The sequence below is a fragment of the Streptomyces malachitofuscus genome (assembly GCF_055571035.1).
Map to the genome: position 1 here is coordinate 333,248 of NZ_JBVIGA010000005.1, position 22,716 is coordinate 355,963.

Genomic DNA, 22,716 nt, shown 5'->3' on the forward strand with positions numbered 1-22,716 from the left:
CGAGGTTTTCCCCGCCCGCGGCCGGGAGCCCGCTCACGCGAGCAGGTCGTCGACCTGCGCCTCTCCCTCCCGGTACCGGCGCCCGATCTCCGCGCTGCACTCGTCGGCCGTACGCTGCAGCCCCTGCCGCCGCCGGGAGACCTGCTGCTCGTACCGCACGAGCCGCCCCATCGCGGCGTTCAGCTCCCCGTCCGTGCGGGCGCCCAGGTCGGACAGTTCCACCTCGCCCAGCATCTCCGCCGCCAGCCGCCGGTACTCCTCGCTCCGCGGCGTACCCAGCGTCACATGCCGCGCGGAGGAACGGTGCCGGGCCGGACCGTCCCGCAGGATCTCCGACAGCCGCTCCACCACCGACGCGTCCCCCGGCGCGGGAACCGAGGTCACGCCCTCCGGGACCCGCCGCGCCAGCTCCGCGCGCAGGATGTCGATACGCCCCTGGAGCAGCCTGCGCACATAGCTGAGGTCGGCCTCGTCGCGCTGCGCGTCACGGCGCACCGCGCGCAGCTCCGGCAGGCTGAGCAGCATCAGATCGGCCGTTCGCTTCTCCTCGGACAGCACCGGGCTGTCGGTGCGCTGTGTGGGCGGCCGGTGGAACTCCCGCTCCCCGATGGCCGCGTGGGCGGGCGGGACGGCCGTCACCGGCTGTCCGATTCCCCGTGTGCTCATGTGCCTCAACCGTCCCCTCGACCGGCATGTGCCAGCATCGTGCCACCCCAAGCTGCCGCAATGTGAGCGAGTGTCCCCGATCCGCCCCAGATGGGCGCTAAGGAGTAAAAATAGCCCGACCGGGGTCCCGCGCGGGCCGCCGTCGGCCGTCTGTTCGCCGACCGGCATGATGGTCGTATGCGTGCAGTGGTGCAGAGGGTCGACGGCGCGAGCGTCGTCGTGGACGGCGAGACGGTGGGCGCGATCGACGGCGAGGGGCTGTGCGTCCTCGTCGGCGTCACCCACGAGGACACCAAGGAGAAGGCGGCACAGCTCGCCCGCAAGCTCTGGTCGATCCGGATGCTCCAGGACGAGAAGTCGTGCAGCGACACCGGCGCCCCGCTCCTGGTGATCAGCCAGTTCACCCTGTACGGCGACGCCCGCAAGGGCCGCCGCCCCACCTGGAACGCCGCGGCCCCCGGCGACCTCGCCGAACCACTGGTCGACGAGGTGGTCGCCCGGCTGCGCGAGCTGGGCGCGACGGTGGCGACGGGCCGCTTCGGCGCGAGGATGAGCGTGTCGCTCACCAACGACGGCCCGTTCACCGTCCTGCTGGAGATCTGAGCCGCACGGCTCAGGGCTCGACGACGGTCTCCTGCGCGGCCGCCGTCTCCCCGGCGAGCAGCCGCGCGTCCACCGGCACGTTCCGCTTCACCAGCGCCAGCGCGACCGGACCCAGCTCGTGGTGGCGCACGGACGTCGTGACGAAACCGATCTTCCGTCCGTCCGGCCCGTCGTCGGCCAGCCGTATCTCGGTCCCCGCCACGGGCAGGTGCACCTCGCTGCCGTCCAGGTGCAGAAAGACCAGCCGCCGCGGCGGCTTCCCCAGGTTCTGCACCCGGGCGACCGTCTCCTGCCCCCGGTAGCAGCCCTTCTGCAGATGCACCGCACCGCCGATCCAGCCCAGCTCGTGCGGGATGGTGCGGTGGTCGGTCTCGAAGCCGAGCCGCGGCCGCTGCTGCTCGACCCGCAGCGCCTCGTGCGCGAGGATCCCGACGGGCGGCCCCGCCTTCTCCGCGTACGACTCCAGATCCGCGCGGGGCAGGAACAGGTCCCGTCCGTACGGCGTCTCGCGCACCACGACGCCCTCGGGCACCTCCGCGATGGACCCGGCGGGCAGATGCACCACGGCGATGTCGGCGGTGCGGTCGGCGACCTCGACCCGGTAGAAGAACTTCATCGACTCCAGGTACGCGATCAGCGCCTCCTGGGTGCCGGGCTCGACGTGCGCCCAGACCGTCTCGCCGTCGTCGACCAGGTAGAGGGCGTGCTCGATGTGGCCGTTGGCGGAGAGGATCAGGGCCTCGGTGGCCTGGTGCGGCGGCAGCTCGCTGACGTGCTGGGTGAGCAGCAGGTGCAGCCAGGACAGCCGTTCCGGTCCGGTGACGGTGACGACCCCGCGGTGGGACAGGTCGACGAAACCGGTGCCGTCGGCGAGGGCGCGCTGCTCGCGGAACAGGTCGCCGTAGTGGGCGGCCACGCCTTCGTCCACGCCCTCGGCGGGGACGGCGCCGGGCAGGGTCAGCAGGGGGCTCTTCATACGCCAAGCCTACGACTCGGCGGCTGAGGCCTTCCGGGCACAGTCCTCGCACCGGCCGAAGATCGCGAAGTGCTTCATGTCGGTGTCGAAGCCGAAGGTGTCCCGCAGCTTGGCCGTGAACTCGGCGGCCACCTCGACGTCCGCCTCGATGACATTGGTGCAGTCACGGCAGACCAGGTGGAGATGGTGGTGCCGGTCCGCGAGGTGGTAGGTCGGGGCGCCGTGCCCGAGGTGGGCGTGGCTGACCAGGCCCAGCTCCTCCAGCAGCTCCAGCGTGCGGTACACGGTGGAGATGTTGACCCCCGACGCGGTCTTCCGCACTTCCACGAGGATGTCGTCGGGGGTCGCGTGCTCAAGGGTGTCGACGGCTTCGAGCACGAGTTGGCGCTGCGGCGTCAGCCGGTAGCCGCGCTGCCTGAGATCGCTCTTCCAGTCGGTGCTCACCACACCACGAGTCTAAGGGGGTGGCGCGGCCGGGACCCGGACCTACTTGAAGAAGGCGATCCCGTCGTCCGGCATGTCGTCGGGCAGGGCCTTGGCCCAGCGCTCGACCTCCTCCGGCGTGACGACCTTCTTCAGGTGCGCCGACATGTAGGGGCGCAGCTCGACCTCGGGGGTCTGCTTCTCGCCGACCCACATCAGGTCGCTCTTGACGTAGCCGTACAGCCGCTTGCCGCCGGTGTAGGGCTGCGCGGCGGCGGTGCGGGCCACGGCGTCGGTCACCAGGTCGATCTGCGGCTTGCCCTCGGCCATCTCGCCGTACCAGATCTCGATGACCCCGTCGTCGCGGGTCATCGTCACCTCGACCTTGCGGCCGGCGTCGATCCGCCAGAAGCCGTGCTCGGACTCCAGCGGCCGCACCTTGTTGCCGTCGCCGTCCAGCACCCACGTGCGGGAGCCGTACTCGAGGAAGTCCCTGCCGTCATGGGTGAAGGTGACCTCCTGACCGAAGTTGCACTTCTCCGCGCCGGGGAAGTCGTGCACGCCGGCACCCGCCCAGTTCCCGAGCAGGAAGGCGAGCGGGACGAGGTCCTTGTGCAGGTCGGACGGGATCTCGATCATGAGCGGAACTTCCTGGCGTCGGTGATCAGCGCTGGCCCTGGTACAGCTTCTTCACGGTCAGCCCGGCGAAGGCGAGAACGCCGACGGCGACGAGGACCAGCAGGGCTTCGAAGAAGATAACCACGAGGTGCTCCTTGAGCGGGAAGTGCGAGGGTGTGCACGGGGCCGGCCACCAAGCTTACGCGGCCGGTCCCGGCCCCCGTCGTGCGAGGTGCCGCCCGCGCCGCGTCCGACGCCCGGCACCCGGGTCGGAGCCCCCCGACTACGATTCGGTCATGGCGAAAAAGCTCGTGATCAAGGTGACCGCAGGGACCGACGCCCGCGAACGCTGCTCGCAGGCGTTCACCGTGGCCGCGGTGGCCGCGGCCAGCGGGGTCGAGGTCTCCCTGTGGCTCACCGGGGAGTCCGCGTGGTTCGCGCTGCCGGGCCGTGCCGCGGAGTTCGAGCTGCCGCACGCCGCGCCGCTGCCCGATCTGCTGGACTCCGTCCTGGCGACCGGCCGGGTCACCCTGTGCACCCAGTGTGCGGCCCGCCGTGACATCACGGAGAAGGACGTCATCGAGGGCGTACGCATCGCCGGCGCGCAGGTGTTCGTCCAGGAGTCCCTGGCGGACGACACCCAGGCCCTCGTCTACTGAGCGGCTACCGAGGCCGCTTCCTGCCGTCCAGTTCGTCCCACCACTCGTCGGACTTCGGGTCGCCGGACGGGTCGTCCCACCAGCGGTCGTCCGGTCCCCGCCGGTTGGCGACGACCGCGGCGAGCGGCGGGATGACCATGGCCACCAGGCACATCGCCACGGCCGCCGGCACCGACCAGAGCCGCACCACACCCCACGCCAGGACGAACAGCCCGATGCAGGTGCCCATCATGACGAAGTAGACATGCCGCCTGCGCGCGTACATGCGTCCAGCGTAGGTCCGGACATGCCGAAGGGCCGCTTCCCGGGCGTCCAACCCGTGGGATGCGGCCCTTCAGCCGTTCTCGCGTCAGACCGCGATCGCGACCTCGGCCAGACCGCCCTGCTGGGCGACGACCGTGCGGTCGGCGGTGCCGCCGGGCACCAGGGCGCGGACGGTCCAGGTACCCTCCGCCGCGTAGAAGCGGAACTGTCCGGTGGCGGAGGTCGGAACCTCCGCGGTGAACTCACCGGTCGAGTCCAGCAGACGGACGTAGCCCGTCACCGGCTCGCCGTCGCGGGTCACCTGGCCCTGGATGGTGGTCTCACCGGGCTTGATCGTCGAGGCGTCCGGGCCGCCGGCCTTCGCACCGCACATGTCTTACTCCTGAAAGGTCGGTCGGGAGGGATTACTTGCCGGCGCCGAGCTCGATCGGCACGCCGACGAGGGAGCCGTACTCGGTCCAGGAGCCGTCGTAGTTCTTGACGTTCTCCACGCCGAGCAGCTCGTGCAGCACGAACCAGGTCAGCGCGGAACGCTCACCGATGCGGCAGTAGGCGATGGTGTCCTTGGCCAGGTCCACGTTCTCGGCGGCGTAGAGCTCCTTGAGCTCCTCGTCCGACTTGAAGGTGCCGTCGTCGTTGGCGTTCTTCGACCACGGGATGTTGGCGGCCGTCGGGACGTGACCCGGACGCTGCGACTGCTCCTGCGGCAGGTGGGCCGGGGCGAGCAGCTTGCCGGAGAACTCGTCGGGCGAACGCACGTCGACGAGGTTCTGGGCGCCGATGGCGGCCACGACGTCGTCGCGGAAGGCACGGATGGAGGTGTCCTGGGCCTTGGCCTTGTAGTCGGTCTTCGGACGCTCCGGCACCTCGTCGCCCGGGACCAGCTCGCGGGCGTCGAGCTCCCACTTCTTGCGGCCGCCGTCGAGGAGCTTGACGTTCTCGTGGCCGTACAGCTTGAAGTACCAGTAGGCGTACGACGCGAACCAGTTGTTGTTGCCGCCGTAGAGGACGACCGTCTGGTCGTTGGCGATGCCCTTGTCCGACAGGAGCTTCTCGAAGCCCGCCTGGTCGACGAAGTCACGGCGGACCGGGTCCTGCAGGTCCTGGGTCCAGTCGATCCGGATGGCGTTCTTGATGTGGTTCTTCTCGTAGGCGGTGGTGTCCTCGTCCACCTCGACGATGGCGATGGTCGGGTCGTCCAGGTGCTCCTGGAGCCAATCGGCGTCGACCAGGACGTCGCTGCGGCTCATGCTGTTTCTCCTCCGGGGCAGTTGCGGCGGGGCGTGCGAGTGAGAGGGGTGCGCACCCAGGGGGCAGGCGCACGGGCGCCCTTACGGGCGAGGCGAGGGGCTGCGGACGGCGACGCGTCCGCTCAGAAGGTGCGACAGAGCATGGCGGCGACACGGCACAGGTCCACTGCCCGCCGCTTCGTGAGATCCGCCTGTCCCCGCGGCATGGGGACGACGCTCGTCCGGCACTCCATGGGGTCGATCGTAGGGAGGTCAGGGCGGGCGTGTCACCGATGTGTCGCATGCTGAGACGAGATCGTCCGCGATGCGGTACGCCCTCCCCGGAAAGTCACTGTCCGCGCGCCCGCGCCGCCCGCGCACCCACCCCGCCATCTGCCCTACGGACACCGGCGTCTCGCCTGACGGACACCACCCCCGCCAAACCCTTCCCTACCCGACCAGACGGACGTCGGAACCCTTCACCGCGATGTCCACGCCGTTCTCGGCCGCCTCGACCTTGTCCAGGCGGATCCCACCGGGCAGTCCGTCGATCTTCTGCTGGAAGTCGGTGATCCTGCGCACCCGCGACTCGGCGAGCTGGACCCCTCCGAACTCGGGCAGCGCGTCGGCCTTCACCCGCACGGTGTCACCGTCCACGACCGTCACCGAGCTGAGCACGGAGACCGGTTCGGGCAGCTTGTTGCCGAGCACGGTGGCCTCCACCGCGACCTTGATCTTCCCGTTGCCGCCGTCGGACAGCCCGATGACCTTCGCGGTGACTCCGGGGGCCACCTGGGTGGGCTCGGACTTGGCGGTCTTCAGCAGCTCGTCGTACGCGACGGTCGCGGTACCGGTGGCGCTGTCGGCGGTGGCCGAGCTGAAGTCGCTGGAGAAGTCGACGCCCTTCATGTCGGCGCGCAGATCGCCGATGCGGATCTTCTCGGCGCCGTCGCCGGTGCCGGCCTCGTAGCCCTCGATGCCGACCTGCACCTCGTCGAGGGTGCCGCCGGCGACCTGGGTGAGGAAGGGGAAGCCCTTGATGGACACGTCGGGGGTGGACGCGAGGTTCTCGTTCGCCTTCAGACGGTCCGCCGCCTCGCCCTCGGCGAAGTTGACCGCGATGCGGTCGACGATCACGAAGATTCCGCCCAGTATCACGACGACGATGAGCAGTATTCGCAGTGCGCGCATGCGGTGTTTCCCCCACCTGGCTGGTGTCGACGGCGTTCCCCGACGACCGGGCGGCCGTCCTGGCGCGAGGGTAACGCGGGCGGCTGTGGGAGCTGGGGTTTTGTGGATCACCTGTGACAGGCACGGGCTTGCGGCGGGTGGGTCGCACACACGGCGTGGGTGCGGGCCGGGGGTTGGTTGCGCAGCCCCGGCGCGCGGCGAGGTGCGCGGGTGTGGACCGGGGGGGCGTCTGCGCAGCCCGGCGCTTACGGGGTGCCGTCGCGCCCCCTCCCCAACTCTCGACTTCGCTCGAGCGGGGGGACCCCCATCGCCCTGCGGCACGACTGCCCGCGGGAACGGCAGGGGGCCGCGGGAACAGCGGTGCGACGCCCGCGGAAGCGGCAGGGGGCGGCGGTGCGACTGTGCGCGGATCGCGGCTGAGGCCGTGGGAGTGGTGGTGCGACTGCCCGCAGTCGCGTACGGCGCGAGGCGCGGGTCGTGGTGGGCGTGGGGCGGTCGCCGACGGCGGGGAGGGGACGGGACGGGGGTGTCCGCCCGCAGTGGCTGGCGCGTCCGCACCCCGCACCCCCACCAGAAAACCCCATCGCGCCAGTCCGAGGACGGACACCCCCGGCCCGGCCCCGCACCACCCACCCACCGTGGGCGCTACGCGCACCCCACCCCACCCGCAGCTGCGCCGCAGGCGTCAGGCGGCGACGCGCCCCAGCACGTACACCGCAGGCCCCACCGCCGCCAGCGGCAGGGCGACGCCCGCTGTGAAGTGCACGAAGCGCGACGGATAGTCGTAGCTCGCGACCCGGTGACCGATCAGCGCACAGACCGCCGCCCCCGCACCCAGCCCCGCACCCGAAGCCTCCATCCCCCCGACCGCGAACCCCGCCCCCGCCGCAGCCGCCAGCGCGACCACCACGGACGCCGCCGTCGGCAGCGGCAGCGCCCGCGCCACCATCGACACCGCCACAGCAACCGCTCCCACGGTCACCGCATCCGCGTCCGCCGCCAGATACCCGCCCGCCGCGATCGCCAGCGCCGCCGCGGCGACCGTCGCCATCAGGCCGTACATCCGCTCATCGGGATCCGCGTGCGACCGCAGCTGCAACACCAGCGACAGCAGCACCCACACCCCCAGCGTCCCCAGAATCGCCCCGGGCGACCGGTCGGACGCCAGCAGCGCCACGTCCGCGACCAGCGCGCCCAGGAACCCCAGCGCGATCCCCTGCCGAGCCGGCCACATGCCGTTCAGCCGGAACCAGCCCGCCGCCGTGAGCCCCTGCAGCACCACCAGCGGCACGAGCAGCGCATACGTACCCAGCGCCGCCCCACCCGCGAGCAGCGCCCCCAGCACCGCCGTGAGCACCGCGGGCTGCATCCCGGGCTCGATGATCGGCGAACGCCCCTCCGCGCGCGCCCGCTGTGCGTCGGTGACCCGGGAGTTCCCGCCCAACGTGGCCGGCCCGTACTCGGGCCCGCCCCCCGGCGCGGCCCCCGGCGCGGCCCCCGGCGCGGCCCCCGGCGCGGGTGCCTGCTGCGGAGGCAGATACGACGTCTCCTCCACCACGGCGGACGCAGCCACCGGCGGCTGCATCTGCGTCTCCCACGTCTGCCCCTGCCACTGCTGCGTGTACTGCTGATCCGCGTACGGATCGTCGTACCCCTGCTGCTGCCCGGGCCAAGCCTGCGGCTGCGGCTGCTGGTACGGCTGCTGGTAGGGCTCCTGGTACGGCTCCTGGCCGCCCCCGTACGACCCGTACGGCTGGTTCGTCATCGCTCACCCTCCTGCGAACGGCGGAAGCACCTCGACCGTGCCGCCGTCGGCCAGCCGTACCGTCTCATGCGCGCGCTTGCCCACCGGATCACCGTCAACGAGGAACGAGCACCGCATCAGCACCCGCGTCAGCTCCACGCCTCCGGAGCCCTCGGAGTGCCGCCCCCGCACGGCATCCAGCGCCTCGGCCAGCGTGTCCGCCTCGTACGCCTCCTCGGCCACCCCGGCCGCGGCCTTGGCGGCGGCCCAGTACCGCACCGTGACCTTTGCCATCTGCTGGTTCCTCTCGGTGGACATGAACACCGTCAGGCTAGCCCGCCCGGGCGACCACCCAGTCCCCGATCCGCCCCAGCAACGGCTCCGGCGCCGCGTTCTCCGCGTGCCCCATGCCCGGCTCGACCCACAGCTCCCCGTGCTCCCCGGCGGCAGCCGCCAGCATCCGCGGATGGTCGAGCGGGAAGTACGCGTCCTGGTCGCCGTGCACGATCAGCAGCGGAGTCGGCGCGATCCGCGGCACCGCCTCGACCGGCGACACCGGCACCGGATCCCACTGCCGGTGATGGATCCGCGTCCGCAGCCCGTACCGCCCCACCAGCCGCCCGGACGGCCGGGTCACCAGCCAGTGCAGCCGCCGCATGGGCGCGGTGCCGCGATAGAACCACCGCGCCGGAGCACTCACGGAGACAACGACATCAACCCCAGTGTCCCGACCGCCCCGACCGCCCCGACCATCCCGACCGCCCCGACCGCTCACCGCCGCATGCCGCAGCACCACCGAGCCCCCCATCGAGAACCCGACGGTGGCCACCCGCGCGTACCCCAGCTCCCGCGCCCACCCCACCACCGCCGCGAGATCCAGCACCTCCCGGTCCCCCACGGTCGACCGGCCGCCCGACGCCCCGTGCCCCCGGAAGGAGAACGTCACGACACCGCCGTACCGCGAGAACACCCGCGCCACGCGCCGCACGTGCGGCCGGTCCGCATCCCCGGTGAACCCGTGCGCGATCACGAAAACCAGATCACCGACGGAATCGGCTCCAGGTTCGTACACGGAATCGATCGCCACTCCGTCCGCAGTTCGCAGATACCTCCGCAAAGGAGCGGCGCCGCGCGTCACCCCGCCCGTCTCGGAATACGGACGAATCGTGGGCCGCGCCACATGACCTGCCCGATCGGTGCTCATGTCGGCTATTCTGCTGCGAAGAGGACTCGGGCAGCGAAGCCCCCGGGTCCTTTTGTGCTTTCGGAAGCGTTGTATACGAACGCGGGAAGGCGCGCCCCCATCGCAGGGACCGAGGAGGAACCAGACGTCATGGGAGAGCGAACCGTGCACGACTTGAGGACGACCCGGCTCCGAGCAGGTGAGGAGACGCGATGAGCTCGCTGCTGCTCCTGACCAACGCGCTCCAGCCGTCGACGGAGGTGCTCCCTGCCCTCGGCCTGCTCCTGCACAACGTGCGCGTGGCCCCCGCGGAGGGCCCGGCCCTGGTCGACACCCCCGGCGCCGACGTGATCCTCGTCGACGGCCGCCGGGACCTCCCGCAGGTGCGCAGCCTGTGCCAGCTCCTGCGCTCCACCGGTCCGGGCTGCCCGCTCGTCCTGGTCGTGACGGAGGGCGGTCTGGCCGCCGTCACCGCGGACTGGGGCATCGACGACGTGCTGCTGGACACCGCGGGCCCGGCCGAGGTGGAGGCGCGGCTGCGCCTGGCGATGGGCCGCCAGCAGATCGTCAACGACGACTCCCCGATGGAGATCCGCAACGGTGACCTGTCGGTCGACGAGGCGACCTACTCCGCGAAACTCAAGGGCAGGGTCCTCGACCTGACCTTCAAGGAATTCGAGCTGCTGAAATATCTGGCGCAGCACCCCGGCCGGGTCTTCACCCGCGCCCAGCTCCTCCAGGAGGTGTGGGGCTACGACTACTTCGGCGGCACCCGCACGGTCGACGTGCACGTACGGCGTCTGCGCGCCAAGCTCGGCCCCGAGCACGAGTCGCTGATCGGCACGGTCCGGAACGTCGGTTATCGATTCGTTACGCCCGAAAAGGTGGAGCGCGCGGCCGAGGAGGCGAAGGCCAAGGCCGACCGGCAAAAACCATCGGATACGGACGAGACGGCCGCGGGGAAAGCCGCCGAGGCCCACTCACGGGCGTGAAGGGCGCACGCATGAGCGTTGCGTTCGCACATACGAGCCGTTTCCGTGCTGTTCGGAACCCTCTTCACGCCCTGCCCGGACCGAATATATCCGCGTAGACTCCGCGCGTGGCCAAGGTAACCAGGGATGATGTGGCGCGGCTGGCGGGTACGTCCACCGCCGTCGTCAGCTATGTCATCAACAACGGACCCCGGCCGGTCGCCCCGGCCACGCGCGAGCGCGTTCTCGCCGCGATCAAGGAGCTGGGGTACCGGCCCGACCGCGTCGCCCAGGCGATGGCGTCACGGCGCACGGACCTCATAGGCCTGATCATCCCGGACGCACGGCAGCCCTTCTTCGGGGAGATGGCGCACGCGGTCGAACAGGCGGCGTCCGAGCGCGGGAAGATGGTGCTCGTCGGCAACACCGACTACATCGCGGAGCGCGAGGTCCACTATCTGCGCGCCTTCCTCGGGATGCGCGTCTCCGGTCTGATCCTGGTCAGCCACGCGCTGAACGACCTGGCCGCCGCGGAGATCGAGGCGTGGGACGCCCGGGTGGTCCTGCTGCACGAGCGCCCGGAGGCCATCGACGACGTGGCGGTCGTCACGGACGACCTCGGCGGCGCCCAGCTCGCCGTGCGCCACCTGCTGGAACACGGGAACGCGTACGTCGCCTGCGTCGGAGGCACCGCGGAGACCCCCGCCGTCGGCGACCCGGTCTCGGACCACGTCGAGGGCTGGCGGCGCGCGATGGAGGAGGCCGGGATACCGACCGAGGGCCGCCTCTTCGAGGCGCCGTACAACCGCTACGACGCCTATCGCGTGGGCCTGGAGATCCTCTCCGGACCGAACCGCCCGCCGGCGGTCTTCTGCTCCACCGACGACCAGGCGATCGGCATCCTGCGCGCCGCGCGGGAGCTGCGCATCGACGTGCCGGGTGAGCTGGCGGTCGTGGGATTCGACGACATCAAGGAGGCGGCGCTCGCCGACCCGCCGATGACCACGGTCGCCTCCGACCGTCCGGCGATGGCCCGCGCGGCGGTCGACCTCGTCCTCGACGACGGCCTGCGGGTGGCGGGCTCGCGCCGCGAACGCCTGAAGGTGTTCCCGTCCCGCCTGGTGGTACGCCAGTCCTGCGGCTGCGCGTAGGCCCCCCGGGAACCCCCGGACCTCGTGAACCTTTATATCGGGCATACGCCCTTCTGTCGGGCTTCTCAGCGGGCACTCAGGGTGTTCTCATCGTCGCGCGCGACGCTCATGAGCATGACCGAGAGCCACCGCCCCAGCGGCGAGTACGAGAGCAGCAACTCCCACCAGGTGAACCCCGAGTGGCCGCCCCCGCCGGCATACGCACCGACGCCTGCGCAGCCCTCGAACCCGACCCCGGCCCCGGCCCCGGCCCCGGAGCAGGCACAAGCACAGGCGCAGCCACACGCGCAGCCCACGCGTAGGAAGCGCACCCGGGGCCCCGGCGCACTGCTCGCGGCCGTGGCGATCGTCGCGGCGGCCGTGGGCGGCGGCACCGCCTACGGTGTGCAGGAACTGACCGGCTCCGACACCGTCGCCACCTCGGGCTCCACCAGCACCAACGTCGTACCGTCGAGCCAGAAGGGCACGGTGTCCGGCGTCGCCAAGGCGGTCAGCCCCAGCATCGTCGAGATCAACGCGACCTCGAACGCCGGCTCCTCGACCGGCTCCGGCGTGATCATCACCGACGACGGCGAGATCATCACCAACAACCACGTCGTCGCCGGGGCGTCCTCGATCAAGGTGCGGACGGACGACGGCACGACGTACACCGCGAAGGTCGTCGGCACCGACAGCAGCAAGGACCTGGCGCTGATCAAGCTGGAGAACGCGTCCGGCCTGAAGGCGGCCACGCTCGGCGACTCCGACGGTGTGCAGGTCGGCGACCAGGTGGTGGCGATCGGCTCCCCCGAGGGCCTGACCGGCACGGTGACCAGCGGCATCGTCTCCGCCCTCGACCGCGATGTGACCGTCTCGACGGACCAGGGCCAGGGTCAGCGGCCCGGACAGCAGGGCGGCGACTGGCCGTTCGAGTTCGGCGGCCGGGAGTTCAACGGCGACACGGGCGGCTCGACGACCACGTACAAGGCGATCCAGACCGACGCGTCCCTGAACCCCGGCAACTCCGGCGGCGCGCTGATCGACATGAACGGCAACATCATCGGCATCAACTCCGCGATGTACGCACCCAGCGGCGCGGACTCGTCCGCGGCGGGCAGCGTGGGCCTGGGCTTCGCCATCCCGGTGGACACGGTGAAGGCGGACCTGCCGTCCCTGCGCTCCGGCTCGACGAACTGACGCGCACCCCGCGAAACGTGCGAGGCTGAGGATCCGTACAGGGCCTCATGGCCACGCTCCCGGCGCAGACAGAGGAACCCGACACACCATGACCTCCGCAGAAGGCGACCGTGCCCCCCAGCGCATCCTGATCGTCGACGACGAGCCGGCGGTGCGCGAAGCGCTCCAGCGCAGCCTGGCCTTCGAGGGGTACGACACCGAGGTGGCCGTCGACGGCGCGGACGCGCTGGAGAAGACGGCGGCGTACCGGCCGGACCTGCTGATGCTGGACATCCAGATGCCCCGCATGGACGGCCTCACCGCCGCCCGCCGTATCCGCGCCACCGGCGACACCACGCCCATCCTGATGCTGACGGCCCGCGACACCGTCGGCGACCGGGTGACCGGGCTGGACGCCGGGGCCGACGACTACCTGGTCAAGCCGTTCGAGCTGGACGAGCTGTTCGCCCGGATCCGGGCGCTGCTGCGCCGCAGCTCCTACGCGGCGGCGGTGGCCGCCTCCGCCGAGTCGGCCGACGTCCTCACCTTCGCCGACCTGACCATGAACCTGGCCACGCGGGAGGTCATGCGCGGCGGGCGTCCGGTGGAGCTGACCCGTACGGAGTTCACCCTGCTGGAGATGTTCATGGCCCACCCGCGGCAGGTGCTCACCCGTGAGCAGATCCTCAAGGCGGTCTGGGGCTTCGACTTCGAGCCGTCCTCCAACTCGCTCGACGTGTACGTCATGTACCTGCGCCGCAAGACCGAGGCCGGCGGCGAGCCGCGCCTGGTGCACACGGTGCGGGGGGTGGGGTACGCGCTGCGGCAGGGCGGCGCGGAGTGACCGCTCCCCTCCGCCGCTTCCGCTCGCTGCCGATCCGGGCGCGGCTGTCCCTGCTGGTGGCGGCGGCCGTGGCGTTCGCGGTGGCGGCGGTGTCGGTGACCTGCTGGTTCATCGTGCGCGGGAAGCTGTACGACGAGGTCGACAACGATCTGAAGGAGTCGGTGCTCACCCTCCAGCAGGAGGAGTTCGAGCAGCTCACCAACGCCTGCGTCCCCGAGCCCTCCGACACGGGCACGATCACCCCGCGCAGCAAGCAGTACGCCCAACTGGTCCGCTCGGACGGCAGGGTGTGCGTGCTGCCCTACTCCGCGGCCGCGGTCGACGTCACCGGCGGCGACAAGGACGTGGCCGCCGACCCGGACCCGGGCGAGGGGTTCTTCCGCAACGGCACCGACAGCGACGGCACCCGGGTCCGCGTGCTGACGACGGCCGTCACCGTCAAGACCGGCCCGCTGAGCCGGGCCGTGGTCCAGGACTACGCCTTCGTCGTGGCCGTGCCGCTCAGCAACACCCAGTCCACGCTCAACGAGCTGGCCCTGCTGCTGCTCCTCGTCTCGGGCATCGGCGTGCTCGGCTCCGCCGCCGCGGGGCTCGCCGTCGCCCGTACGGGACTACGCCCGGTCGACCGGCTCACCGAGGCCGTCGAGCACGTGGCCCGCACCGAGGACCTGGGCGTCCGCATCCCCGTGGAGGACGACGCCGACGACGAGATCGCCCGCCTCTCCCGCTCCTTCAACAGCATGACCTCGTCCCTGGCCAGCTCCCGCGACCTCCAGCAGCAGCTCATCGCGGACGCGGGCCATGAACTGCGCACCCCGCTCACCTCCCTGCGCACCAACATCGAGCTCCTCACCCGCAGCGAGGACACGGGACGTCCGCTGCCCGCCGAGGACCGCAAGGCGCTGCTCGCCTCGGTCAAGGCGCAGATGACGGAACTGGCCGCCCTCATCGGCGACCTGCAGGAGCTGTCCCGCCCGGACACGGGCCAGCACGCGGGCCGCACCCGGATCGTCGCGTGGCACGACACCGTCGAGTCGGCGCTGCGCCGGGCCCGGCTCCGCGGCCCGGAACTGACCGTCACGGCGGACGTGCACCCCTGGTACGTACGGGCGGAGCCCGCGGCGCTCGAGCGGGCGGTGGTCAACATCCTGGACAACGCGGTGAAGTTCAGCCCGCCCGGCGGCACCGTCGAGGTCCGCCTCGCCGACGGCGTACTCACCGTCCGCGACCACGGCCCCGGCATCCCCCCGGACGAACTCCCCCATGTCTTCGACCGCTTCTGGCGCTCCCCCACCGCCCGCGCCCTCCCCGGCTCCGGCCTCGGCCTGTCGATCGTGGCCCGCACGGTCCACCAGGCCGGCGGCACGGTCACCCTGACCCCGGCCGACGGCACCGGCACCACGGCCACCATCCACCTCCCGGGTGCTCCGACCCCACCACCGGAGGTGCCCTAGAAGCCCGCCGCCCCCAACCGTCCGGCCAGCACCCGCACCTGTTCCCACGCCTCTGCGCCCTGCCCCAGCCGCTCGGGCGCACCGTCCGTCATCTCGCGGAAGAAGTCCTCTATACCCTTGAACCGTGCCCGGCCGTGGCGCATGACCTGCATCTGACGCAAAGTTCGTCGACGATTCATCAGCATTCCGCGTATCCAGAGAATCGTGATCAGCGGGGCGATGGTCGGATTCAGAACCGCGAGCGCCATCCCCGCTGCCCGCTCCGGCGTGCCCACGCGCTCCTGTCCCGCCAATGGATCCGGGCCACTCGACGGCCCCCGCACCGGCGGGTCTCCCCGCGCTGCTGTCGCGCGCAGCTAGGGCAGTTGGCGCGAAGCGGCCGGTCGGCGTCGGGATGTCAGTGGCGGGATCTAGATTCGTCGCATGAGTTCTTCGCTGAGTGTCTACCTGCTCGACGTCGCCGCCACGCGTGCCCTCATCGGCTCCCGCGACGACCAGTTGCTCGAGGTGATCCGTACCAACTTCGCGGGCCAACTGGAGCACGCGGACGAACAGTTCCGGAGCAGCATCCAGGAGGGTGCGCCCACCGCGTACGAGGCCTTGCACGCGGTGGTCCACGGTGGGCCCTTCAGCGCGGGCGGGGAGCATGCCTTCCAGTACGCGTACGCCTACGAGCGGCTCTGTTCGCTCACCGGGTCGTTCCTGGCCAACGACTGCTTCACGCCCCACCGGGGCGACTGGCTGTCGGTCGTCGACCAGGGGATGAAGGCCCTGGGGATCACCGCCGTGTCCGTCGAGGACTTCGGCTTCGGCAGCCTGCCCGCCCCGCTGCCGTCCACCTACGTCGTGGACTGCGGTGAGTGGAGGCCGGAGCGCATAGCCGAGGCGCTCGAACAGTTCGAGGCGACCAAACGGGCCGTCGACGAGGGGCGCCAGGACCCGCCGCCCCTCGAGCCCGACGTCGTGGACGCGGTCATGCAGTGCATCGGGTGGCTGCGGCACGCCCAGGCCCAGCCGGGCTTCGGCGTCATCGGCTTCCGTTACTGACCTCCGTCATGAGGCTGGGGGGGTGGGCCGGGGGCTGCCCGTTTCCCCGTCTGCTCGCTCAACTCGTGTGACACGGTGGGCGTATGTCGACACCACCCGACGGGCTGCCCGTCTACCGCGTACTGACCGGACCCGATGACGCGGCGTTCTGCCGGCGGGTGAGCGAGGCCCTGGAGATGGGGTACAGGCTGCACGAAGGGCCTGCCGTCACCTTCGACGGTGAGCGGGTCATCGTCGCGCAGGCTGTGGTGTGGGTCGACTAGCGGCTTCCGGTCCGCGGGACAGGCGGACATGCGCCGGGGCCGGTACGGGACGTGGTGTCGTCCTGTACCGGCCCCGGTGGTGGTTGCTTACTGCACGATCGTGATGCGGTCCGCCGCCGGTGGGGTGAGCGGGGACGTGGCCGAGGAGTTGGCCGTCAGGTACTGCTCGAGGGCGGCCAGGTCGTCGAGGCCGACCAGGTCGTTCGTGCCCTCGCCCAGGGTCGGGAAGCCGTCGCCGCCGCCCGCGAGGAAGCTGTTCGTCGCGACGCGGTAGGTGGCGGCCGGGTCGATGGGCGAGCCGTTCAGCCGGATCGAGTCCGTGACCACGCGGTCCGCGCCCGTCTTCGTCAGGTCGAGGGTGTAGGTCAGGCCGGAGGAGATCTGGAGGATCTTCGGGGCCGCCTCGTTCGGGCCGCTGACCTGCTCCTTCAGGGCCTGGATCACCTGCGCCCCGGTGAAGTCCTGGAGGTTGACCGTGTTGGCGAACGGCTGGACGGTGAAGCCCTCGGCGAACGTCACCACGCCGTCGCCCTCGCCGCCACCGGCAGCGTAGGTGAGGGAGGCGCGGATGCCGCCGGGGTTCATCAGGGCCAGGTCGGTCTCCGGGTCCAGCGTCCTGCCGTACGCCAGCTGCGCGTCGGCGATGAGGTCACCGAGCGGGGACTCCGTGCCGTCGCGCACGATGTCGCCGGAGATGTAGCCGATCGGGCGGTTGCCGATGGGGGCGGCGAGGGTGTTCCACTTCTCGATCAGGCGGGTCATGTCGGGCGCCTTGGGGACGTCCCGGGTGACGACGTGGTTCGCGGACTTCACCGCCGTACGGGCGATGTCACCGGTCCAGCGGTCGTACGTCAGCGTGGTGTCGGTGTAGAGGCGGCCGAAGGACGCGGCCGAGGTGACCGTGCGCGGCTTGCCCGACGGGTCGGGGATGGTGCAGGCGTACGCCGCGTGGGTGTGGCCGGTGACCAGCGCGTCCACGTCCGGCGTGACGTTCTTCGCGATGTCCGCGATCGGGCCGGAGATGCCGTCGCCGGCGCCCGGGGAGTCGCAGTCGTAGTTGTAGGCGGACGAGGCCGGGAAGCCGCCCTCGTGGATGAGGGCCACGATGGACTTCACGCCCTTGCGGCGCAGCTCCCTGGCGTACTTGTTGATCGTCTCGACCTCGTCCTTGAAGGACAGGCCCTTCACGCCCTCGGCGGAGACGATGTCCGGGGTGCCCTCGAGCGTCACGCCGATGAAGCCGACCTTGACGCCCTTCTGCTTCCACACCCAGTACGGCTTGAGGAGGGGCTTCTTCGTCTTCTCGTTCAGGACGTTGGCCGCCAGGTACGGGAAGTCGGCGCCCTTGAACTTCTTGTCCGCGTAGCAGCCGTCGACCGGGTGGCAGCCGCCGTTCTGGAGGCGGCCCAGCTCGCGCGCGCCCTCGTCGAACTCGTGGTTGCCGACCGACGTGACGTCCAGGTCGAGCTTGTTCAGCGCCTCGATGGTGGGCTCGTCGTGGAAGAGGCCCGAGATCAGGGGGGAGGCGCCGACCATGTCGCCGCCGGCGGCGGTGATGGAGTAGCGGTTGCCCTTGCGGGCCTCGCGCAGGTGCGTGGCGAGGTACTCGACACCGCCCGCGTCGACGGTCTTCGTCGTGCCGTCCGGCTGGAGTTCGGTGACCCGGCCGGAGGAGCCCGACGGGGGTTCCAGGTTGCCGTGCAGGTCGTTGAACGACAGGAGTTGGACGTCCTGGTAGCGGCCGTGGTGGTGACCGTGCGACGGGCCCTTGCGGTCGTGGTTCTCGCCCGCGGTCGCCGATCCGGGCAGGGCCGCGGCGGCCAGCGCTCCGGCGGTGAGCACACCGGCGGCGGTCGCGAGGAGACGGTTCGTACGGCGTCTGCGGCGCTGGTGGTGCGCCGGGGATGTGGCTGGCATGCGCCCCCCTGTGGGTCCGAGTGGGTACCGGCGCAGCCTAGAGTCAACGCGCGTAGCGCGACAGGGGCTTCAGGGTTACGACCTGGTTTATCTTTCGTCGGCACCCTTGCCGCCCGCGTTGCGGCACCCTCCGGCGCCCTCCCCTTACCCTCGTAGGCATGACCAGCGACGACGACTTCGCACGGCCCGGCCGGCCCCGTTCGCTCCAGACCTACGCCGCCCTCACCCCCGAGCAGACCGACGCGGTTCTCGCCCTGCTCGCGGAGGCCGCCCGGACCGACGGTCAGCAGGCGGTGTCCGAGCAGGGGCGGCTGCAACTGCGCGGCGGGGAGCGGGAGGGGGTCTCGCACCTGCTGCTGACCGTCGGCGACGAACTCGTCGGGTACGCCCAGTTGGAGGACACCGACCCGGTGGAGCCGCCGGCCGCCGAGCTGGTCGTGCACCCGTCCCACCGGGGCAACGGGCATGGGCGGGCGCTCGGTTCCGCGCTGCTCGCCGCCTCCGGGAAGCGGCTGCGGGTGTGGGCGCACGGCGGTCACTCGGCCGCCCGGCATCTGGCGCAGGTGCTCGGTCTGACGCTGTTCCGGGAACTGCGGCAGATGCGGCGGCCGTTGGCCGGGCTCGATCTGCTCGAGCCGGTGCTGCCGGCGGGGGTGAGCGTCCGTACGTTCGTGCCCGGCCGGGACGACGCGGCCTGGCTCGCGCTGAACGCCGCCGCCTTCGCCCACCACCCCGAGCAGGGCTCACTGACGCAGCGCGACCTCGACGACCGCAAGGCCGAGCCGTGGTTCGACCCCGAGGGCTTCTTCCTCGCCGAGGACGAGGGCGGCCGGCTCGTCGGCTTCCACTGGACCAAGGTGCACCGGGAGGAAGGCCTCGGCGAGGTGTACGTCCTCGGTGTGAGCCCCGCCGCCCAGGGCGGCGGCCTCGGCAAGTCCCTCACCTCGATCGGGCTGCGGCACCTGGCGGGCAAGGGACTGCCGACCGCCATGCTCTACGTCGACGCAGACAACAAGGCCGCGGTCTCCGTCTACGAGCGGCTGGGCTTCGTCACGCACGAGACGGATCTGATGTACCGGACGGAGACATGAGCCTCCGCAGCCGGAACCGTCGTACCGGCTCCGTGGCGCACAGCGCGCCCGCCGCCAGGACCGCGCACAGCAGCATCGCCCAGCGGTCGTGGGCGGCCGCCCATCTCGGGTCGTCCGGCGTCACGAACAGCGCCCAGCTGCCCGGGCTCAGCAGCGGCCCCAGGACCGCCGAGGTGAGCAGGAACCCGGCGACCGCCTGACCCGGCCGGGCGCCGTCCCCGCGGTGGATCGCGAACGCCGCCCCGGTCAGGGCGAGGACGAGGACCGCAGCCGCCTCGACGGTGATGCCGGCGGCCGGGGGGCGCAGCTCCCCGGGGACGAGGAGGAGGGCCCCGGTCCACCACAGGGCGGCCACCGGTGTGATGAGGGCGAGGCGCAGGCCGTGGCGGACGGCGCGCCGGGTGGGTACGGCGGCCGTGGTGTGCCGGGCGGGGTCGTCCAGCAGGAAGGCCGCGCCGAGCGCGAAGGCCACGGCGGAGGCCCGCAGCGAGGTCACCGCCAGCCAGGCGTTCGCTCCCTCGCCCGCCAGCCTGGGGGTGGCGGCGAGCAGCAGGCCCAGCGCGCCCGCCGCCGTGATCATCCGCCAGGGCAGGGTCCGGGCGAGCGGCCGGACCAGTACCGCGCCCACCGGTCCGGCGCTCACGCGCACTCTTCCTCCTCGTCCTCGTCCTTCTCCGGCACGTCCAGGCCCAGCATCTGCGCGACGCGGTCCGTGGTCACGTCGGGGGCCGTCAGCTCGGCCCAGTTGCTCCTCACCTGCGCGGCGGTCTCGCCGCGGGGCCGCTGGAGCAGCTCGCGCACCAGTTCCGTGTGCGCGGCGGACATCCGCAGCGGCTCGGTCTGCGAGACGACGATCGCCGAGCCGGTGTCGCTGTCGTCGAGGCGGACGCTGCGCAGGCCGGCCATCGGGTCGGGGAGGTCCGCGAGCGCCAGCCACATGACGGTGACCATCCGGCCGTCGCAGATGCCGCTCACCGCCTCCTCCTTGCCCGTGACCAGGACGCCGGCCACGGCGGTCGCGAACTCGGGGATCCGGTTGCCGCCCCAGGCCGTGCCGACGGTCACCTCGCCCGGGCGGGCGGACGGGGGAAGCAACGGGTCGGAGTCCAGCCCGTAGCGCGCGTCGACCCGCTGCCGCACGACCAGGGGCCGGTCCTGTGCGCCGGGGCCCGCGACGGAGCGCACGCCGTCCACGACCTCCGCCCAGTCACCGGTGCGCGGGGTCCACTCCGGGAAGGCGCAGTACGCCGTGCCGTCCCGCTCCTCGCAGTGCTGCACCTTCTCCGGGGCGACCGAGACCCGCGTACGTGCCTCGGTCACCTCCTCCGGCACGTCCCGGGACTGTCCCACCGCGCCCACCAGGGTCAGTGCCACCGCGCCGGCGACGCCCGCCTGGACGGTCCGCAGCCGGGCCCCGCCGGAGAGCAGCACCGCCAGCAGGGCCGCGCTCAGCGCGAGTCCGGTGAGGTACAGGGCGTGCCAGGCGGCGGGGCGGCCCAGCAGGTCGGAGGGCAGGGTGTGGGAGCTGCCCTCGCCGACCGTCGGCATCAGCCACCGCACCCAGCCCTCGCTGCCGAAGCCCGTGGTGAACATGAAGAACAGGAACAGGAACACGATCAGCAGCGGGGCCGCGAGGGGCGCGGCCAGCAGCCGGGCCAGCAGCACGCCGAACGCGCCGAGCAGCAGTACGGACAGCGGCCCGACGAGGAGTTCGCCGGGTGAGCCGTGCCCGACGGCGCCCGGCTTGAGCGCCTCCCAGGTGAACTGGCCGGCCACGCACACCGTGGCGAGGAGCGTCACCGGAACGACGGACAGCAGATGCGCCACGGTGCGGCGCCACGGCTGGACCACCAGCACGGCGAAGTGCCGGTCGGTGCCGTACCGGTCCGAGCGCAGCACGGCGTGGTTGGCGCTCAGCAGTACCGCGAGGCCGACGAGCAGCGGTCCGCCCTGGGTGGCGCGGTCGGCGTCCTGCAGCGCGGGGAAGCCGGCGAAGGAGTCGCGGGTGCGCCACACGATCCAGGCGAGGTACACCGCGAAGGCGACGAGGACGGGTATGCGCAGGAGCAGTCTGCGTGCCTCGAAGCGGGCGAGGGCGAACACCGCCGCCCAGGAGGCGCGGGGCCGGGCCGCCACGGCGGCCGGGGTGTCCAGGGTGGTGGTCATGCCGTCACCTCCGCGCCCGCGCCGTCGAGGGTGAGCAGGTAGCCGTCCTCCAGGGAGGGTTCGAGCAGTTCGGCGCCGGCGGGCGGGTCGCCCACGTTGCGGAAGGTGCCCGCTCCGGTGCGCCAGCCGGCCTTGGCGCCGGGGTCGCGTCCCTCGCTGCTCCACACCCGGCCCGCCGCCTGCGCGGTGAGCTCGGCGGGGGTGCCGTCGAAGCGGACGGTGCCGTCGGCCAGCACCACCACCCGGTTGCAGAGCATCGCCACGTCCTCGGTCTGGTGCGTGGACAGCAGCACCGTGCGGCCCTCTCCGGCCTGCGCGATCAACTCACGGAAGCGCATGCGCTGTTCGGGGTCCAGGCCGACGGTGGGCTCGTCGAGGACGACGAAGTCGGGGTCGCCGACGAGGGCCGCGGCCAGCGCGACCCGCTGCCGCATGCCGCCGGAGAGCTTCTTGATGCGCTTGCCGCGTACGTCGGCGAGGCCGACCTCGTCGAGCACGCGCCGTACCTCGCGGTGCCGGGCGGTGCGGTCGGTCAGTTCCTTGAGGATGGCCACGTAGTCGACGAACTCGAAGGCGGTGAAGTCGGGGTGGAAGCCGGGTGTCTGCGGCAGATAGCCGAGGTGCCGCCGGACCTCCTGGCGGCCGCGCGAGGTGCCCGGGTCATGGCCGAGCACGGTGAAGGCGCCCCGGTCGGCCGGGACGGCGGTGGCGAGCACCCGCAGCAGCGTGGTCTTGCCCGCGCCGTTGGGTCCGAGCAGCCCGGTCACGCCGGCGGACAGCCGCAGCGAGACGTCGTCGAGGGCGCGGGTACCGCCGTAGTGGAGGCTCAGCCCGGAGGCGGAGACGGTGGGCGTCATACGGAACTCCCGTGGAGGTGGCTGTGTCGGGGCGAGCGCGTCGCGCCGCCCGGCTGAGTGCTGAGTGGTGTGTGCCGAGTGCTGCATACGAAGGGATCGGGGCGGGCGCCGTACCGCTCCCGGCCGGCGGAGGGGCCGGAAGGGGTCCGAGGGCGTTCGGCACGCCGCCTCCGCCGGGAGGGCCCCGCCACGCCGCGACCCCGGCTGAGCGGTGGCCGGGGACGGACTCGGGCCGTGCCCCCGG

27 protein-coding genes are annotated in these 22,716 nt (G+C 71.9%); 10 read left to right on the plus strand and 17 right to left on the minus strand.

Annotation, left to right across the window (positions count from 1 at the left end):
• Positions 1-33 precede the first annotated feature (33 nt).
• The gene (locus ACZ44S_RS09985) at positions 34-666 is read right to left on the minus strand and encodes an RsiG family protein (RefSeq protein WP_466926555.1); all 633 of its coding nucleotides are present in this window, start codon (positions 664-666) and stop codon (positions 34-36) included.
• Positions 667-843: 177 nt separating this feature from the next.
• Between ACZ44S_RS09985 and dtd the strand changes: the two genes are divergently transcribed.
• Positions 844-1,269, plus strand: coding sequence for a D-aminoacyl-tRNA deacylase (dtd, locus tag ACZ44S_RS09990; protein ID WP_466926558.1), 426 nt, complete (start codon positions 844-846; stop codon positions 1,267-1,269).
• 10 nt (positions 1,270-1,279) lie between these two features.
• Here the strand turns inward: dtd and ygfZ are convergent, their stop codons facing one another.
• From ygfZ to ACZ44S_RS10005, 3 genes are read right to left on the minus strand one after another with little or no spacing between them, the layout of a single operon-like run.
• Positions 1,280-2,245, minus strand: coding sequence for a CAF17-like 4Fe-4S cluster assembly/insertion protein YgfZ (ygfZ, locus tag ACZ44S_RS09995; protein WP_466926560.1), 966 nt, complete (start codon positions 2,243-2,245; stop codon positions 1,280-1,282).
• Between the two features lie 9 nt (positions 2,246-2,254).
• Positions 2,255-2,692, minus strand: a complete 438-nt coding sequence (locus ACZ44S_RS10000; protein WP_190166521.1) for a Fur family transcriptional regulator — start codon at positions 2,690-2,692, stop codon at positions 2,255-2,257.
• A gap of 39 nt (positions 2,693-2,731) precedes the next feature.
• On the minus strand, positions 2,732-3,307 hold the full coding sequence (locus ACZ44S_RS10005) for a heme-binding beta-barrel domain-containing protein (protein WP_466926563.1): 576 nt from the start codon (positions 3,305-3,307) through the stop codon (positions 2,732-2,734).
• Between the two features lie 275 nt (positions 3,308-3,582).
• Here ACZ44S_RS10005 and ACZ44S_RS10010 point away from each other — a divergent pair, with 275 nt between their 5' ends.
• Positions 3,583-3,945, plus strand: coding sequence for a DsrE family protein (locus ACZ44S_RS10010; RefSeq protein WP_190166523.1), 363 nt, complete (start codon positions 3,583-3,585; stop codon positions 3,943-3,945).
• 4 nt (positions 3,946-3,949) lie between these two features.
• Here ACZ44S_RS10010 and ACZ44S_RS10015 read toward each other — a convergent pair whose 3' ends face one another.
• The 8 genes from ACZ44S_RS10015 to ACZ44S_RS10050 form a co-directional block, all read right to left on the minus strand.
• Entirely contained in the window at positions 3,950-4,210 is a 261-nt protein-coding gene (locus ACZ44S_RS10015; protein ID WP_466926567.1) for a DUF3099 domain-containing protein, read from the minus strand.
• A gap of 84 nt (positions 4,211-4,294) precedes the next feature.
• Positions 4,295-4,582: a DUF1416 domain-containing protein gene (locus ACZ44S_RS10020; protein WP_004986406.1), complete on the minus strand. Its 288-nt coding sequence runs from the start codon at positions 4,580-4,582 to the stop codon at positions 4,295-4,297.
• A 31-nt stretch (positions 4,583-4,613) separates the two neighbouring features.
• A complete protein-coding gene (locus ACZ44S_RS10025) occupies positions 4,614-5,459 on the minus strand; it encodes a sulfurtransferase (protein WP_466926570.1) in 846 nt (281 codons plus the stop codon).
• Between the two features lie 122 nt (positions 5,460-5,581).
• Positions 5,582-5,692 (minus strand): putative leader peptide, encoded by a 111-nt coding sequence (locus ACZ44S_RS10030; RefSeq protein WP_466926573.1) that lies wholly within the window; start codon positions 5,690-5,692, stop codon positions 5,582-5,584.
• Positions 5,693-5,888: 196 nt separating this feature from the next.
• Positions 5,889-6,629 (minus strand): LmeA family phospholipid-binding protein, encoded by a 741-nt coding sequence (locus ACZ44S_RS10035; RefSeq protein ID WP_466926576.1) that lies wholly within the window; start codon positions 6,627-6,629, stop codon positions 5,889-5,891.
• 685 nt (positions 6,630-7,314) lie between these two features.
• On the minus strand, positions 7,315-8,394 hold the full coding sequence (locus ACZ44S_RS10040) for a hypothetical protein (RefSeq protein WP_466926578.1): 1,080 nt from the start codon (positions 8,392-8,394) through the stop codon (positions 7,315-7,317).
• Positions 8,395-8,397: 3 nt separating this feature from the next.
• Positions 8,398-8,667 (minus strand): MoaD/ThiS family protein, encoded by a 270-nt coding sequence (locus tag ACZ44S_RS10045; RefSeq protein ID WP_466926696.1) that lies wholly within the window; start codon positions 8,665-8,667, stop codon positions 8,398-8,400.
• Positions 8,668-8,704: 37 nt separating this feature from the next.
• Positions 8,705-9,577: an alpha/beta hydrolase gene (locus ACZ44S_RS10050; protein ID WP_466926580.1), complete on the minus strand. Its 873-nt coding sequence runs from the start codon at positions 9,575-9,577 to the stop codon at positions 8,705-8,707.
• A gap of 191 nt (positions 9,578-9,768) precedes the next feature.
• Here ACZ44S_RS10050 and ACZ44S_RS10055 point away from each other — a divergent pair, with 191 nt between their 5' ends.
• From ACZ44S_RS10055 to ACZ44S_RS10075, 5 genes are all read left to right on the plus strand, one after another.
• Positions 9,769-10,548 (plus strand): response regulator transcription factor, encoded by a 780-nt coding sequence (locus ACZ44S_RS10055; protein ID WP_190166530.1) that lies wholly within the window; start codon positions 9,769-9,771, stop codon positions 10,546-10,548.
• Between the two features lie 107 nt (positions 10,549-10,655).
• Positions 10,656-11,678, plus strand: a complete 1,023-nt coding sequence (locus ACZ44S_RS10060; protein WP_466926583.1) for a LacI family DNA-binding transcriptional regulator — start codon at positions 10,656-10,658, stop codon at positions 11,676-11,678.
• A 114-nt stretch (positions 11,679-11,792) separates the two neighbouring features.
• Positions 11,793-12,854 (plus strand): S1C family serine protease, encoded by a 1,062-nt coding sequence (locus tag ACZ44S_RS10065; protein ID WP_466926585.1) that lies wholly within the window; start codon positions 11,793-11,795, stop codon positions 12,852-12,854.
• A gap of 88 nt (positions 12,855-12,942) precedes the next feature.
• Positions 12,943-13,677 carry a response regulator transcription factor gene (locus ACZ44S_RS10070; protein ID WP_466926587.1) on the plus strand — a complete coding sequence of 245 codons (735 nt, stop codon included), beginning with the start codon at positions 12,943-12,945 and terminating at the stop codon, positions 13,675-13,677.
• Complete coding sequence (locus tag ACZ44S_RS10075) at positions 13,674-15,131, plus strand: sensor histidine kinase (RefSeq protein WP_466926589.1); 1,458 nt, start codon at positions 13,674-13,676, stop codon at positions 15,129-15,131. Before ACZ44S_RS10070 ends, ACZ44S_RS10075 begins: the two co-directional genes overlap by 4 nt.
• Here ACZ44S_RS10075 and ACZ44S_RS10080 read toward each other — a convergent pair.
• Entirely contained in the window at positions 15,128-15,406 is a 279-nt protein-coding gene (locus tag ACZ44S_RS10080; RefSeq protein ID WP_466926591.1) for a hypothetical protein, read from the minus strand. The two genes, ACZ44S_RS10075 and ACZ44S_RS10080, sit on opposite strands and share 4 nt — an antisense overlap.
• A 148-nt stretch (positions 15,407-15,554) precedes the next feature.
• Between ACZ44S_RS10080 and ACZ44S_RS10085 the strand changes: the two genes are divergently transcribed.
• Together ACZ44S_RS10085 and ACZ44S_RS10090 are read left to right on the plus strand one after the other, a co-directional pair.
• Positions 15,555-16,178 (plus strand): DUF7691 family protein, encoded by a 624-nt coding sequence (locus ACZ44S_RS10085; protein WP_466926593.1) that lies wholly within the window; start codon positions 15,555-15,557, stop codon positions 16,176-16,178.
• Between the two features lie 83 nt (positions 16,179-16,261).
• Positions 16,262-16,441 (plus strand): DUF1737 domain-containing protein, encoded by a 180-nt coding sequence (locus ACZ44S_RS10090; RefSeq protein WP_466926595.1) that lies wholly within the window; start codon positions 16,262-16,264, stop codon positions 16,439-16,441.
• A gap of 87 nt (positions 16,442-16,528) precedes the next feature.
• Here the strand turns inward: ACZ44S_RS10090 and ACZ44S_RS10095 are convergent, their stop codons facing one another.
• Positions 16,529-18,358, minus strand: a complete 1,830-nt coding sequence (locus tag ACZ44S_RS10095) for a bifunctional metallophosphatase/5'-nucleotidase (RefSeq protein WP_466926597.1) — start codon at positions 18,356-18,358, stop codon at positions 16,529-16,531.
• A 158-nt stretch (positions 18,359-18,516) separates the two neighbouring features.
• Here ACZ44S_RS10095 and mshD point away from each other — a divergent pair, with 158 nt between their 5' ends.
• On the plus strand, positions 18,517-19,449 hold the full coding sequence (mshD, locus tag ACZ44S_RS10100) for a mycothiol synthase (RefSeq protein ID WP_466926599.1): 933 nt from the start codon (positions 18,517-18,519) through the stop codon (positions 19,447-19,449).
• On the opposite strand, the gene ACZ44S_RS10105 is transcribed toward mshD, so the two are convergent.
• The 3 genes from ACZ44S_RS10105 to ACZ44S_RS10115 are packed head-to-tail and all read right to left on the minus strand — an operon-like array spanning position 19,409 to position 22,472.
• Positions 19,409-20,092 carry an ABC transporter gene (locus tag ACZ44S_RS10105; protein ID WP_466926601.1) on the minus strand — a complete coding sequence of 228 codons (684 nt, stop codon included), beginning with the start codon at positions 20,090-20,092 and terminating at the stop codon, positions 19,409-19,411. The two genes, mshD and ACZ44S_RS10105, sit on opposite strands and share 41 nt — an antisense overlap.
• Positions 20,089-21,615, minus strand: a complete 1,527-nt coding sequence (locus ACZ44S_RS10110; RefSeq protein WP_466926604.1) for an ABC transporter permease — start codon at positions 21,613-21,615, stop codon at positions 20,089-20,091. Before ACZ44S_RS10110 ends, ACZ44S_RS10105 begins: the two co-directional genes overlap by 4 nt.
• Positions 21,612-22,472: an ABC transporter ATP-binding protein gene (locus ACZ44S_RS10115; protein WP_466926606.1), complete on the minus strand. Its 861-nt coding sequence runs from the start codon at positions 22,470-22,472 to the stop codon at positions 21,612-21,614. The genes ACZ44S_RS10110 and ACZ44S_RS10115 overlap by 4 nt, the downstream gene beginning before the upstream one ends.
• Between the last annotated feature and the right edge of the window lie 244 nt (positions 22,473-22,716).